The sequence below is a fragment of the Algoriphagus sp. genome (assembly GCF_029254265.1).
In the GTDB taxonomy this organism is placed as follows: Bacteria; Bacteroidota; Bacteroidia; order Cytophagales; family Cyclobacteriaceae; genus Algoriphagus.
The window spans coordinates 25,631-39,918 of record NZ_JAQWXX010000079.1; the positions used below are offsets into that span (position 1 = coordinate 25,631).

The following is a 14,288-nucleotide window of genomic DNA, read 5'->3' on the forward strand; positions in this document are numbered from 1 at the left end:
CCATCAGTTGTGGCCTTTTCAAAACTTGGGGGATGAAGGAACCTACTACGTCTTTATCCTCAAGTCTTCTCCAACCAAAGCCTATCGGAAATTGCCGGATTCAGATTTAACTACTTTTCAAAACCTCATTCCCTATCCTCAAGACTTCTTTTACCAATAAATCCATGTCTTCAAAGCGAGTCCGTTGATTGACATTGGCTATTCGTAATGTATATTTTCTATAGAGAATGGTAGAGCTCGGGGATGCGATTCCTGATTCTTGAAGGCGAAGTAAAATTTCCCGGTTTAATTCCTGTAGTTCTTCTTCGGAAAAACCAGGTACAAGCATCCTAAAACATGTTATGCTCATCGAAACGGGAGCAGTCAATTCCAGAAGAGGTTCAGATTTGACCAGCTCAGCCAAATATTCCGCTTGGCGGTTGTTTTGGGAAATCATCGTTTGATACTTTTCCAGACCATGCGATTTGAGCGACATCCATACTTTCAATGCTTTGAAACCCCGTGAAAGCTCAAACCCATAATTATTGATCGAGTCTAGTCCACCGGCAAGTCCTCGGACCTCTTGAAGGAGGTAGTTAGGATTTACTGCAAAAGAATCTCTGTGCTTTTTCTGGTCCCGGATCAGCGTGCAGCCTACTTCATAAGGAACATAGAGCCATTTGTGAAGGTCGAAAGCTAAACTGTCAGCTTCTTCTATGGCTTTTAATCTATCTGAATAAACGGGATCCAACTTACAAAGTGCTCCATAAGCCCCATCAACATGAAACCATAAATCGTACTTTTCGCTGAGTGAAAGAAGTTTCTCCATCGGATCAATCGCACCGGTATTTACTGTTCCTGAAGTCCCTACGATGCAAAAAGGGGTAAATCCTTCGGAAATATCCAAACGGATTTGATCTTCCAATTCATCTGTCAGCATTTCAAAATGCTCATTCACACCGATTTTTCGAACTGCATCTGTTCCAAGACCGATGATCTCAGCTGCTTTTTGAATACAGCTATGTGTTTCAACTGAGCAGTAGATTAGTAGTTTTTCAGGCGTTTGCTGTAATCCTTTTTTTCTAATCCTACGATCTCGGAATGAGTTTCTAGCCACCGTCAGCGCAGTGATATTTGCCATACTTCCACCACTCACCAAAATCCCGGAAGAATTTTCAGGGAATCCCATGATTTCCTTACACCAGTTGACCACTTGATGATCTACATACATTGGTGCGTGTTCGCCAATCGCCACATTTGGATTCATTCCCGATGCAAGGAGATCTCCCCAAACACCCATGGGATTTCCTGTTCCCTGAATCCAGGCAAAAAACCTGGGATGAACATTTCCTTTGTTGTAAGGGAAAATAGTTGTCTTGAATTGTTCGTACACTTTGGAGGGAGCGATTCCCTGTTTTGGTACACTGGTATCAAATGTGGATTTTATCTCCTCCGGGATGGGTTTCCAAGTGGGTTCTTCCCTGATTCCTTGCCAATAATTGACCAAATCATCAATCATTTGATGGCCCAAAGCTCTGATTTCATCCCAATTTTCCGGATCCAAAGTCTGGTTTTCGTGTTTTTTTTCAGTCATAGTTGGGTTATTAATCTTTTGAAGGAATCAATCGAAGGCTATATAGTTCGCCTACGCCCGCTGGAGAAATATTTTTTGCAAATAAATCCAATCTGGTATTTCCCACTTTTAAGTCAATTTTTCCAATTGGAATCTGCTTCCATGTTTTTTCAGGAGCCTCTTTTCTGGGGATACGATCAGGACTAGGAATCAATTCTCCTTCAAAGTTCTCCTTGAGTTGAAAGGTAATCTCTTCATCAGCTTGCCGTAAGATAAGTTCGGATCCAATTTGATCTTTGCTCGCGCTGTATTCTAGAATTACTTCGTAAACACCTGGATCAATTACATTAAGATTCCAAGAGATTCTGTCATTCAGCCCTTTCCAATTTGTCAGCCAATCTTGGGCCCAGCCATGTCCTTCATAAAATTTGATTCCTCCGGAAAATGCCGCCTCATATCCAGCTAATAAGATTTGTGGAGCCTGATTAGAAATAGGAATTGGGCGGTTGAGATTTATATCCGAACTCACTTCTTGCCACCACGCCATGTAATCGGCTTTCAGATTAGCAGTGGTTTCTTCTTGGATCTCAGCTAAATTTCGGGTTTGGTTGGGGTCATTTTTCAAATCGTATAATTCCACGCCTTCTTTTAAGAGGACCAAAAGCATGGAGTCCTTTCGGATTGCTCCAGGTTCTGGAGTAATTTCTTGCTGAGGGAAGGCAACCTGTGAAAAAATCGCCCGGTTGATTTTCTGATCTTCACCTCTCAAGGTTGGAGCTAGACTTACTCCGTCAAGTCTTTTCTTTTCCTCAAAATCAAGGCTAAGCAAATCCACCAAAGTCGGTAATATATCAATATGCGCACCTGGGGTTTCTTTCAGTCCAGGGCTAATTACTCCAGGTAATTTCCAAAATGAAGGAACCCGAACTCCTCCCTCATGGACACTTCCCTTAATGCCTTTCATAGCTGCATTGTATCGATTTCCATTTGGACCATTATCAGTCAGGAAGATTACAAGCGTATTTTCTTCAAGCCCCAATTCATCCAGCTTTTCCAAAACCCTCCCAATGTTTGAGTCGATATTGCTGACCATACCATGAATAGCTGCCAATTCATCCGAAAGACCTTGTTTTTTGTAAAAGTCAAAATACTCATCAGGCACTTGGTGCGGGCTATGTGGAGTATTGTAGGGTAGGTATGCGAAAAAAGGCTTCGACTGATTTTTTTCAATAAAAGCGATTGCCTCGTCGGTCAGTATATCCGGGAGGTAACCTTCTATTTGCTGTGTTTTTCTATCTTTTTCGAGCTGCGTGTCAAAATAATTAGACCAGTGTCCTGCCAAAAAACCCGTGAATTCATCAAAGCCCTGAGCTAATGGATGATTGGGGTAATGTTGCCCGTTATGCCATTTGCCAAATATGCCAGTGGAATAGCCATTAGCCTTGAAAAGTTCAGCGAGTGTGTACTCTGAAGCATCCATTACTTCTAATCCATTCGAAACGGATATCGTACCTGTTCGCAAATGATAGCGTCCGGTCAGAATACTCGCTCGGGTAGGCGCACAAAGAGGGCTAACATAAAATCGATCAAACCGTGCAGACTCCCTTCCCAATTGATCTAAAACCGGGGTATTTATATCTGCATTCCCGTGAATTCCCAGATCTCCGTAGCCTTGATCATCGGTAAGAATAAGGATGACGTTGGGAGATCTGACGGAAGGATTAGCTGGATTGCAAGAATTTAAGCTTACGAGTAATATAATTAGCAGAAAAATTCGAAACATAGTCAATTGGATTTGTCTCAAGATGGTAAACTCCAGAATTGCTGATTTATACTTCTTTATTTATCAGCCATTAATTTAGCCTCGGCCTTTTTATGAAACTTGACCCATACCATGATTAAAGGAGTGTAAAATGCATACATCAAACCCCCAAAGAAAGAACTCCATCCTATAGAATAGGGTCTTAAGAACCAAACTAAAGTGATAGATATTAAAGGAACTAAGCACATGATCACCATTCGGATTCGCTGAAATCGGGCATGTAGGAATTCAAAATCGTTGAGTTTCAGAACCTCTTTATTTTGGATTGCTAGTACATAAAACCCTAATAGAATAAAGTAGAGAGCGAAAGCAACAAACCCATAATAAATCATAAGGTCTGGAATTTCCTCTGCCGAGATCTCCACAAGACTGTCAATATTGAAAATTACTTTGGTGAGGAAAAGCGTCAAAAACCGAAGTGGATAGACATAGAAAATAATTAAGGCCAAGAAAAGTGAATTTAGGAAAATCAACCAAGGGCCTTTTATGGTAAAAATTTCGGAAAACCGTACGTGCTCTTGCCATATTAAGATCAAAAATCCAATGCTGATCAAAAAGGCTGGCAACGTTTGAGAAAAGACGATAAGATCCCTGAGGGAGTTAGGGCTTGAGAGATTGAAAATCAATAAAGTGATGGCAATTCCAAATACTGCATCTGTCAAATTATCCAATCTGGAAGGACTTGCCCCGCGAAAAGTAAAACTTGGGTTTTTCTGATTATTTGAAAGTATTCTTTTGCCCATCCTCTCTTTCTTTGGTTTCAACCTACTCAATTTGTGAATTTTATTTCAAAGTATTTAAGCTTTATGACAATTCTAGAATTTTAGGATCAGTTTATATAAAAAAGATGCGAGATACATTATTTCAGAGTACCTCCATTCTTCTCAGTTAAACTTTTACTGCGAATGGAATATTCTAATGTTTTTGGGGACTTGAGTGGGAGGATTTTCTTCCAAGAGTAAATCATAAACTCAGCCCCAGATTTTATATTTCTTCAGTACCGCTACTAAGATGAACCTTGAAAAAAAGATAATCCTGACTCAAAAAAGGAATATCCTTTGCCCTCTAAGTTGTTCAAGACTACATTAATTACCTTCGCTTGGCGACTAGATTCAATTCAGTAAACACCAAGTCCAGTATTTATATCTGCATTCCCGTGAATTCCAAGATCTCCGTAGCCTTGATCATCGGTAAGAATAAGGATAACGTTGGGCTTCGTATCCGGAGATTTTGCCTCACAGGCAAAAAAGAAAATCAAAAGGGAATAGATAGAACTTCGAAGAAGGAAATTGATCGCTGGAGGAAGGAGCTGAGTTATTTTTTTAAAGTTAAAATAAACTGTAAGTATCAAAAAGATTGCTCAGATTAAATTATTCAAACGAAAACTGTTCTAATCCTCCTTTGGTTGCTCAGCAATATTTTTTAGATGGTTGATGAATTTTCCTCTTTTTTTCCATTTCAAATAAAGTCGGAAAGAAGTGGGGTGGATTTTTAAGCGTTCCAAAACACGATGGAATGGAGCCCCTAGAATTCTCCTGAATAAGGTATGTGGGGATTTGAATAATAAATGGTTATAATCTCCAGCAACTTTCAAAGCTGCTTTTTCCAGCAGGCCTGATTTTAGTTCCAAGGAGTTTAATCTTGGAAAAAAATAATCATGCTCAAAGCTTGAATTTTCAGTGTAAAAGCCCTTTCGTTCAGCGCTATGTATGATTATTAGACCTATTCTTTTTGGGAAATGAAAGCCTATATTCTGAGTATATGCCCGGAAAAGCCACTCCTGAGATGGGGTGACAAAGACATCTTTCTCCATTTTCCATAATCCTATTTTCTCAGGGACAGAGCTGTGAATAAACCAAGTCGAGGCAATGCTAAAAATATGTGGGGAAAACTTCCCCTTTGGATGCACTGCGTACATCTCGGCTGCAAATGAATTGTTTTCCAGTTCCATTGGAGTTGAGGGAGAGATTTTTATTCCTGGAACAATCATAAACTCAGCCCCAGATTTTTGTATTTCTTCAACACAGCTACTGAGATGATCCTTGAAAAAAAGATCATCCTGATTTAGAAAAGTAATGTACTCACCCTTTACTTTGCCCAAGGCTACATTCGTTGGCTTCGCTTGCTGCCCACTATTTTCGTCCAAATTGGTAAAGGAGATTCTCGAGTCACCAAAACTCCGCACCACTGCCTCGGTGTCATCGGTGCAGCAATCTCCCGTGATAATCATTTCCCAGTTTTGATAATCTGAATCCAGTACACTTTGTATCGCATAGCGAAGTACATAACTGGAATTGTAGGTAGCTACAATGATTGAAATCAGTGGGTTTTCCAAAATCTTTAGGATAATGTTTTTCCAGAAATCTTATTTGCAATAGTGACTGCGAGCAATGGGATAATCGTGTATTTGCCAGTGTTGACTGTATGATAATTGCCAAACGATCGCATTCCTACTTCGAAGCGCGTGTGCAGTCTGGAGTCCGCTACGTCCACGTCTTGATTGCCGTGGGCATAGATCACTCCACCTACAGGGCTGATATCCTCTGGCCTAAATTTTAAATTTCGGATAGCAGGAATCCGTAAAGCGATTTCCTCCAAACTTTTTTCGAAGACATCAATCCGCTCTGCTGTAGAATATTGATTATCCCATTCTGGTGCTCTATAATCTTCAGACCAGCCAGTCCGGCCGACTGGATACCAAGACATAAACAGTCCTCGATCTCTGAAATTCACAGTGTCACCAAAGGGGCCTTGCACAATGGTCAAGGATGGTAAATCTTCATTTTTCAGAGGAATCAACACCTTATTTCCGAATTTGTATCGATGCGACCACTTTTGGGGAGGCTCGATCCCCATGGTTTTATCTATGGCAAGAAGTCCATTCCAAGTGGCATTGATGACTTCAGGATAAATTTCTGCAGCAGGGTTTTGGTCACGGGTAAAATGGACCTTCAATCCGTTTCCTTGATCCGAAACGGCTGTAATCTTGGTGTTTAAGAACAGGTTGATTTGTGGGTGAGCCAGTACTGCTTCGGTAAGCTTTTCGGAGATGATTCTCGGTTCAACTGCATACTCAGTGGTTTTGAAAATCGCCTCCATGTAGTCAGGATTGGCAACAGAATCTATCTCCGAGTCTGGAAGTCGGGAAATCTCGAGCGACTCGAAGAGATCCAAATAGTCTTTTTTGAAATGAGACCTAGCTTCTTTAAAATAGTTACTGCAATGATTGTAATGAACAGCTACCTCTTCAGGTGACATCAGGGAACCTTTATGCACACCATAATAAAATGGAGTAGAAATAATTTCCTCAGGATTGATATCCACCCAACGCTTAAGGTAAGTGATGAAATGGAGTGCTCCATTGATCATTTCCTTTGCAGTATGAAGCTCCTTGTCCAAAGCGTAAATTAGGCCTAAGTGGATTTTACCTTCTTGGACATAGCTTGCTTTTTTGACTGGAGCAGAATGCTCCTCATATAGATCTACATGATAGCCTCGATTGGCTAGTTCTAAGGCCGTACAAACGCCAAGTCCTCCTGCTCCAAGAATTGCTATTCTTTTTTTTGGTGCAATTTCATTCATAATTCAAATTTGCTTGTTAATCATCAGCTCAATACTATTCTCCTGATTGCCACAAAGACTAAAATCAAACATGAATATGCGATGAAAAATGGAATAATGTATGCCTCCAAATTGAACGATAACATAATTGCCATGATGAGTAGCTGAAAACCCAATCCAAAGGTTGAAAGCATGGTCATAAACCACCTGGGAAATGGCTCACTGTTCATTGCCTTTCGATCAAGGTGATAGATCGTCTTGTCAAAAGAGATGTAGAGCAGATCATAGACTTTATAAAATCGGTTGACAGTAGTTTGCTTTTCTCCCTCCATAGCCACTGGCGCTACGTCTTCAAAAATCCGGCTGGTCTGGTCTCCATTCACGGTATTTCTTAGGATCACATAGTAGTAATTGTACAACGTGCCTTGCAATTGTACCCCAATAAAAGCGAGTAGCATGTATCCGATTTTGCCATCAGTAATGTGCCAAAACGCAAGAAAAAAGAGGAAATTAAGGATAATATCAGCGATGGAATCATAGTACCTTCCGATATAGGATGGGGTGTTTTTTATCCGCGAAAGCTCCCCATCTGCCGCATCCAAAATAGATTTTAGAATCAGAAAGAATGCCGCCGCCGCATAAAATTGGAGCAAGATACAGGCTATCGCCAAAGCTCCAGATACAATGAACCAAGAGGTGACTTGTATGGGTGTCACTGATGTGTCTTTTAGTGCATTGGCAATCCATCTTGCACTTGGTCTTCCGTAATCTGATAAATCAAGGAACTGGTACGCTTCTGGTAATTTGGACATGAATGGTCTTTTTTCGGAGCTGTTTGACGTCCACTTGCATTGACAAACTAGCCCCTCAATTAGATTGGGGGAAATTAACCATAAAGATACGATTAATTTAAAGTTGGAGTGGAATCTTCAAGGAGTCCCATCAGCTTTTGTCTCTTGAAGAAGAAGTGAATTTCGTTGCGCTAGACTGTCTCAGGGTTGAAACACTTCTGTTGGCTTACTGCTTTAATGCTTTCAACCATCTTTTCTATCGAAGTTTTCTCAATTTCCGTTGTTTTACACCAGATTTAATAAAACAGAAAAAGTTTAAAATTGTCTATTCGCTGAATATTTCGAATTCAATTATTGGCGGTTTTAGGAATGTCCAAGACTATTAAACCATAAGACTAATGATCGTAAGATTCTCTCAAGCCTCCCAAATTTCCCTGCTCCTGGTTTTGAACAAGCTTACTTTTTTTGAGAATTCTTACTTATCAGAAGGTTGTGCTGGCAATAGAATTTTAACTTTTTTTGGTTTAATAGATATTGCATCGATATGACCCATCTTTGACTGATTGGCTGTGCTAAAATGAAGATGGACAAAACTGTCTTTGTGTGTATAAATACCTTGCCCTGATTGGGAATAAAAACCGAAGATTTCACCTTCTATAGACTCATAATTGTATTTATAACTAGTTACTCCTTCTTTGTATCCGGGCACATCGGGTGAGCGTGGAGCAACCACATGGATGGTTAGTCCATCAAATTCCCCTATTATTCTAAATGGAAATGGATTGGTAGTATCATAGCCTTGAGCTACGGCCAAGCTTTCTACGGCTTCCTGTATTTCTGCATCACTTTCGGCTTTCATTTCTATTTCAAAAGTTTTCCATTTCTTTACATAAGCATAAACGAAGAATGGCGCTTTGGCCTGCTCATCTGTACTTACCGTAAGCATTCCTTTTTCATCAGCAAAAGCGATCAAAGGCACGCCATTCAACACGGTAAGCTCACCCTGCATTTTTCCATAGGGGCCTAGTCCATAGAGATGATCTTTTGTAAATAAACTATCAATGCTGATGCTAGGGGAAAATCCATTTTGTCCCATCTGGCTCATTGAGCCTGAGTGCATTACTTGCGCTTCTAAATTCAAGGAAATCAAAAGTGCTATTAATAGGCTTGTAATTATTCTCATATTATAATCCGTATTTGTTAATAATTGCCAATTGTCCTGCGTGGTAAGTTGTGTGTGAAACGATCCTTCCGAAGGCTTCCGCTTTGGTTTTGCTACCAAATTCTTTGGTGGAAATAGTCATTTCCCAATCTTCATCAGTTTGTTTTTCTACGATGGATTTAAGCTTTTCGAAGGATTCGGTGACATAGTTTTTCAAAGCTTCCAAATCTGTCCATTCACCTGTGTCTTTTTTATCAATAACTGTTTTGGCAGTCACTTTTACCGTGTTATCCCCAAAAACATTTTTAGCAAAAAGTAACTCAACATCACCGATATGTCGAATTAGAAATCCCCCCGAATTTGGACATTCCCCCAGTTTTTTTCTTAAATCTTCGGAAGTGATATTTTCTAGTTGATTGGAAAATCTTGTTCTGGCTTCTATCCAAAGTTCAAGGAGTATTTCTGTTTTCTTTTTCATTATTTGATCAAGATTAGGTTGCTGTCAGTTTTTGCCAAAAGCCAATGCTTTACATCGGGTTCGATTTCGATGTAATCTCCTTGACAAATAATTTCTTTAATCCCTTTTTCATTTTCAAAAACCACCTCCCCAACAATCCCAAGTAATAAGGCTGGAGTTTTAGTCGTATGTTCTTTCATTTCGGCATTTGCCTCTAGTTTTATAGTAATTACTGAGCCTTCTGTTGGGCTGAATAATTTCTTTGTTTGTAGGGGTTTATTTTCGGTGAAATTGGAGTTGAGATGCATGGCTATTTTTTTATAAAATTATATTAAATAAGAATCCTGATAGAATGATAAAGAGTGTGACAACTCCGAAGTAGATGGAAATCAGTTTTATACTCATCACTTTTTTAAGCAAAGTTGCTTCTGGAATGGATAAACCAACCGTCGCCATCATAAAGGCTATTGCGGTACCAAGAGGTACTCCTTTAGCAACAAAAACCTGAATAACCGGGACAATTCCTGCGGCATTGGTATACATTGGTACCGCAAGAATTACCGCAAATGGAACAGTCCACCATTGTCCGCCGCCTAAGTATTGACCAAAAAAGTTATCCGGAACATACCCGTGCATAAATGCCCCAATGGCAATACCAATAATCACATAAAGTACTACGCCCTTAACAATGTCCCAAGCTCCTCGGCTAATTCCTGGCAGGCGTTCCCCAAAAGTCATTTTTTCCTCTTCGTATTCCCCCTGCTGCATTTTACTTTCCAAAATCTTTTTCACCCAATCAGAAAGCATTGGCTCAAGATTGAATTTGCCTAATAACCAGCCGCCAATTGTACCCAACAAAATACCCGAGCCAGCATAAATCAAAGTTGCTTTAATGCCAAACATACCGATGAACATCGCAATGGCGACTTCATTTACTAAGGGCGAAGTGATCAGGAAAGCAAAAGTTACCCCTAATGGAATACCTCCTTGGACAAAGCCAATAAACAGCGGAACTGAAGAACAGGAACAGAAAGGTGTAATGGCTCCGAAAATGGAAGCAAAAAGGTATTCTAATCCGTAGAGCTTTTTTCGATTGAGATAGTTTTTGAGCCTTTCAATAGGGAAGTAGGCGTTTACAATTCCCATTAAAAAAACAATCAGAAACAACAGAATAAGGATTTTCAATGTGTCGTACACAAAGAAATTCAAGGCTGTGCCTAAATGGGTTTCTGCTCCGATATTGAGAACGGAGTAGATCAGCCAGTCGGCAAAATGTTGTAACCAATCGAACATAATTTATTTTTTTAACAGCAACTGGAGCTGGCACCATTGTCAATAACAATATCCGCATCGCCTTTTGTAGGAAAGCCCTTTTGCGCCCAACGAATCATCCCGTGTTGCATATTCACTACTTTATCGTATCCGTGATTTACCAAAAAACCAGCAGCTCTTAAACTCCTGCTTCCACTTTTGCAAACCATCACCACATCTTTGTCCTTTGGTATTTCATGGAAGCGCTCCTCAAATTCACTTAATGGGATATTGAGAATAGCAGGCACGTCATATGCCAATTGCTCCACTTCGTCTTTTTCTCGGACATCAACTAATAACGCCCCATTTTTCACCCATTTCTGTGTGGTTGTTGGGCAAATCTCTTTTACTAAAGTTTGACTTTCCATGATCCTATTTTTTTAACAAATCAACAATTTCGGAAACCTGAGCAATTCGGCCTTTTACTTTTATCTCGCCATTGATCATGAGCACAGGAGTAGTAAGCACATTGTATTTCATCATTTCTTCAATGTCTTCCACTTTTTCCACATTGGCTTCCATATTTGTTTTTTTTAGGGCTTCAAGCACATTGCTGTAGGTGGTTTTGCACTTTGGGCATCCCGGACCTAACACTTTTATTTCTGTCATATTTTTGATTTTTATATTCAGTTCGTTTTGGTTGTCTCAAGAATATTTTTGTATAGAAATTATTCCAATACTTTGTTTAATAGGGTCTTAGCGAGATTAAAATTTTCTCTATTGATGCAGTACTTAGTTGTTGGTGGGGTAATATCACCTTGTATGAGTCCTGCTTCTTTAAGCTCTTTTAGGTGCTGTGAAAGCGTCGATTTAGCAATCGGAAGTTCCTCCGCCATATCGCCATGATAGCAGCAGGACTGGGAACTTAATAATTCCAGAATAGCGATGCGAACAGGATGTCCCAATGCTTTAGCAAATCGGGCTGTTAGTTCTTGTTCAGCTGTGAAATAATCGGTTTTAATAATGCTTGGCATAAACTGTTAAAATCTATTGTTCGCAAATATACGAACAATAATAAGGAGTAAATCATCCCCGCACTAACAATCAGAAAATCTGCATTATATGAAATTATCTATTAAGTGACAGAAGTCATTTTATCGCTGTTTTACTTATCCTATATTCAGTCAGTTTATAAATTTTTATAGTATTAATTAAAAACCCAGGTGTATGAAAAATATTATTTTATTCTTCTTGATAGTGTTTTCAAGTGCGCTGTTTACAGCATGTCAGGAAAAAAGTGAAACTGTAGATGGCTATTCGGGAGCAACCAAGAAAAGCGTTTCCAATATGAAAGCTACCAGTAATAGCGATTGGTGGCCTAATCAGTTAAACCTAAGCATGCTTCGTCAGAATTCTTCTTTGTCGAACCCGATGGGAGAAGACTTCAATTATATCGAGGAGTTTAACAGCCTTGACTACGTAGCGCTCAAAAAAAACATTAGTGCAGTATTGACGGAATCACAAGATTGGTGGCCTGCCGATTATGGTAACTATGGGGGCTTGTTTATTAGAATGGCTTGGCATAGTGCGGGTACTTATCGGACGGGTGATGGACGTGGAGGTTCACGTTCCGGTCAGCAGCGTTTTGCTCCTCTCAATAGCTGGCCTGATAACGTCAATTTGGATAAGGCAAGAAGACTTCTTTGGCCCATTAAACAAAAGTATGGGGATAAAATATCATGGGCTGACTTATTGATTCTGACGGGTAATGTTGCTCTGGAATCCATGGGATTTGAAACTATCGGCTTTGCGGGAGGTAGAGAGGATGTTTATGAGCCTAATATGGATGTCTATTGGGGAAAAGAAACCAAATGGCTGGATGATCAACGCTACAAAGGAGAGCGTGAACTTGAAAATCCCTTGGCTGCGGTGCAAATGGGATTAATTTATGTCAATCCAGAAGGACCAAATGGAAACCCTGACCCTGTTCTTGCAGCAAAAGATATTCGCGAAACTTTCGGTAGAATGGGAATGAATGATGAAGAAACAGTAGCCTTGATTGCTGGAGGACACACCCTAGGGAAAACCCACGGTGCAGGACCTGCCTCGAACGTAGGGCCAGAGCCTGAAGCCGCAGACATTGAAGAGCAAGGATTTGGCTGGAAGAGTACCTATAAATCAGGTAAAGGGGCTGATGCGATCAGTTCTGGTCTAGAGGTGATTTGGACTTCTACACCTACGCAATGGAGCCAATTGTTCTTTTTTAATTTATTTGAAAATGAATGGGAGCTGACAAAAAGTCCAGCGGGAGCGCATCAATGGGAGGCTAAAGACCCCAAAATGATGGTTCCAGATGCGTTTGATTCAGAAAAAATGCATAAACCCACCATGTTGACCACAGATTTATCATTGAGATTTGATCCTGTTTATGAAAAAATCTCACGGGACTTTTATGAGCATCCAGAGAAATTTAATGATGCTTTTGCGCGGGCCTGGTTTAAGTTGACTCACCGAGATATGGGACCAAAGACGACTTATTTAGGCCCTGAGGCACCGACAGAAGATATGATCTGGCAAGATCCTATCCCAGCCGTAAATCATGAATTGATCAATAGTAGGGATATCGCTGCTTTGAAAACATCGCTTTTAAATTCAGGCCTTTCGATAAGTGAGATGGTTTCTACGGCTTGGGCTTCGGCCTCTACCTACCGAGGATCTGATCGAAGAGGCGGTGCAAACGGAGCAAGAATACGTCTCGCTCCTCAAAAAGATTGGGAAGTAAATAATCCAAAACAATTGGCGAAAGTATTGGCAGTGCTTGAAAAAATTCAAAGTGACTTCAATGCTAAATCAGGAGCTAAGAAAGTGTCTCTTGCAGATTTGATTGTATTGGCTGGAAATGCCAGTGTGGAAAAAGCCGCAGCAAATGCAGGTTACCCTATTGAGGTCCCATTCACTCCCGGACGTATGGATGCCAGCCAAGAGCAAACAGATGTAGCTTCTTTTGAATTACTGGAACCTATGGCAGATGGTTTCCGAAACTACTTAAAAACCCAGTATACAATATCTACCGAGGAATTGTTGATTGATAAAGCACAATTACTCACCTTAACTCCTCCGGAAATGACCGTTTTAGTAGGGGGTATGCGAGCGCTAAATGCAAATTATGATGGATCGAAGCACGGTATATTTACAGAAAGTAAGGACAAGTTAAACAACGATTTCTTTGTGAACCTTTTGGATATGAGTACCGAATGGAAAGCTATTTCAGATACAAAAGAAGAGTTTGAAGGAAAAGACAGAAAAACTGGAGCAGCTAAGTACACTGCTACCCGTGTAGATTTGATCTTTGGTTCAAATTCCGAATTGAGAGCTTTGGCTGAGGTTTATGGGGGCAGCAATGCAAATGAGAAATTCGTAAAAGACTTTGTCAAAGCATGGGATAAGGTAATGAAACTGGATAGGTTTGATTTAATCTATAAATAGTATCAAAAAGCAAGAATGAACTTTAGCAATAAAACCAGCCCTAATGGACTGGTTTTATTTTTTTTCGAAAGAGGAATGATTAAGAGAAAAGAGAGTGTTCAGTTAAGTGTGTCTGCTAATTTTACAAATAGATGACAAAGAAACGAACACTTGAAGAATTATTTAGTGATCCTCAGACGAGTGATCGGCTGAAAGAGCGGCTTTAC

Annotated in this window: 15 protein-coding genes; 1 reads left to right on the forward strand and 14 read right to left on the reverse strand. The window is 40.1% G+C overall.

Annotation, left to right across the window (positions count from 1 at the left end):
• Positions 1-106: 106 nt before the first annotated feature.
• The 14 genes from P8O16_RS11695 to P8O16_RS11760 all read right to left on the reverse strand — a co-directional run bounded on the left by P8O16_RS11695 (position 107) and on the right by P8O16_RS11760 (position 11,621).
• Complete coding sequence (locus tag P8O16_RS11695) at positions 107-1,573, reverse strand: pyridoxal-dependent decarboxylase (RefSeq protein ID WP_300314946.1); 1,467 nt, start codon at positions 1,571-1,573, stop codon at positions 107-109.
• A gap of 10 nt (positions 1,574-1,583) precedes the next feature.
• Complete coding sequence (locus P8O16_RS11700; protein WP_300314949.1) at positions 1,584-3,335, reverse strand: arylsulfatase; 1,752 nt, start codon at positions 3,333-3,335, stop codon at positions 1,584-1,586.
• A gap of 56 nt (positions 3,336-3,391) precedes the next feature.
• A complete protein-coding gene (locus tag P8O16_RS11705) occupies positions 3,392-4,117 on the reverse strand; it encodes a TMEM175 family protein (protein WP_300314952.1) in 726 nt (241 codons plus the stop codon).
• A 374-nt stretch (positions 4,118-4,491) separates the two neighbouring features.
• Positions 4,492-4,725, reverse strand: a complete 234-nt coding sequence (locus P8O16_RS11710) for a hypothetical protein (RefSeq protein WP_300314955.1) — start codon at positions 4,723-4,725, stop codon at positions 4,492-4,494.
• Between the two features lie 39 nt (positions 4,726-4,764).
• A complete protein-coding gene (locus tag P8O16_RS11715) occupies positions 4,765-5,709 on the reverse strand; it encodes a glycosyltransferase family 2 protein (RefSeq protein ID WP_300314957.1) in 945 nt (314 codons plus the stop codon).
• Between the two features lie 5 nt (positions 5,710-5,714).
• On the reverse strand, positions 5,715-6,956 hold the full coding sequence (locus tag P8O16_RS11720; protein ID WP_300314960.1) for an FAD-dependent oxidoreductase: 1,242 nt from the start codon (positions 6,954-6,956) through the stop codon (positions 5,715-5,717).
• 23 nt (positions 6,957-6,979) lie between these two features.
• The gene (locus P8O16_RS11725; protein ID WP_300314963.1) at positions 6,980-7,747 is read right to left on the reverse strand and encodes a CDP-alcohol phosphatidyltransferase family protein; all 768 of its coding nucleotides are present in this window, start codon (positions 7,745-7,747) and stop codon (positions 6,980-6,982) included.
• Positions 7,748-8,201: 454 nt separating this feature from the next.
• Complete coding sequence (locus tag P8O16_RS11730) at positions 8,202-8,909, reverse strand: acetolactate decarboxylase (RefSeq protein ID WP_300314966.1); 708 nt, start codon at positions 8,907-8,909, stop codon at positions 8,202-8,204.
• A gap of 1 nt (position 8,910) precedes the next feature.
• Entirely contained in the window at positions 8,911-9,366 is a 456-nt protein-coding gene (locus tag P8O16_RS11735; protein ID WP_300314968.1) for a DinB family protein, read from the reverse strand.
• A complete protein-coding gene (locus P8O16_RS11740; RefSeq protein ID WP_300314972.1) occupies positions 9,366-9,653 on the reverse strand; it encodes a hypothetical protein in 288 nt (95 codons plus the stop codon). Before P8O16_RS11740 ends, P8O16_RS11735 begins: the two co-directional genes overlap by 1 nt.
• A gap of 10 nt (positions 9,654-9,663) precedes the next feature.
• On the reverse strand, positions 9,664-10,638 hold the full coding sequence (locus tag P8O16_RS11745; protein ID WP_300314975.1) for a permease: 975 nt from the start codon (positions 10,636-10,638) through the stop codon (positions 9,664-9,666).
• A gap of 11 nt (positions 10,639-10,649) precedes the next feature.
• Positions 10,650-11,024, reverse strand: a complete 375-nt coding sequence (locus P8O16_RS11750; protein ID WP_300314978.1) for a rhodanese-like domain-containing protein — start codon at positions 11,022-11,024, stop codon at positions 10,650-10,652.
• Positions 11,025-11,028: 4 nt separating this feature from the next.
• On the reverse strand, positions 11,029-11,265 hold the full coding sequence (locus P8O16_RS11755; protein WP_300314981.1) for a thioredoxin family protein: 237 nt from the start codon (positions 11,263-11,265) through the stop codon (positions 11,029-11,031).
• Positions 11,266-11,324: 59 nt separating this feature from the next.
• The gene (locus P8O16_RS11760) at positions 11,325-11,621 is read right to left on the reverse strand and encodes an ArsR/SmtB family transcription factor (RefSeq protein WP_367182810.1); all 297 of its coding nucleotides are present in this window, start codon (positions 11,619-11,621) and stop codon (positions 11,325-11,327) included.
• 202 nt (positions 11,622-11,823) lie between these two features.
• On the opposite strand from P8O16_RS11760, the gene katG reads away from it, so the two are divergent.
• Positions 11,824-14,082, forward strand: coding sequence for a catalase/peroxidase HPI (gene katG, locus P8O16_RS11765; protein WP_300314987.1), 2,259 nt, complete (start codon positions 11,824-11,826; stop codon positions 14,080-14,082).
• Positions 14,083-14,288 lie beyond the last annotated feature (206 nt).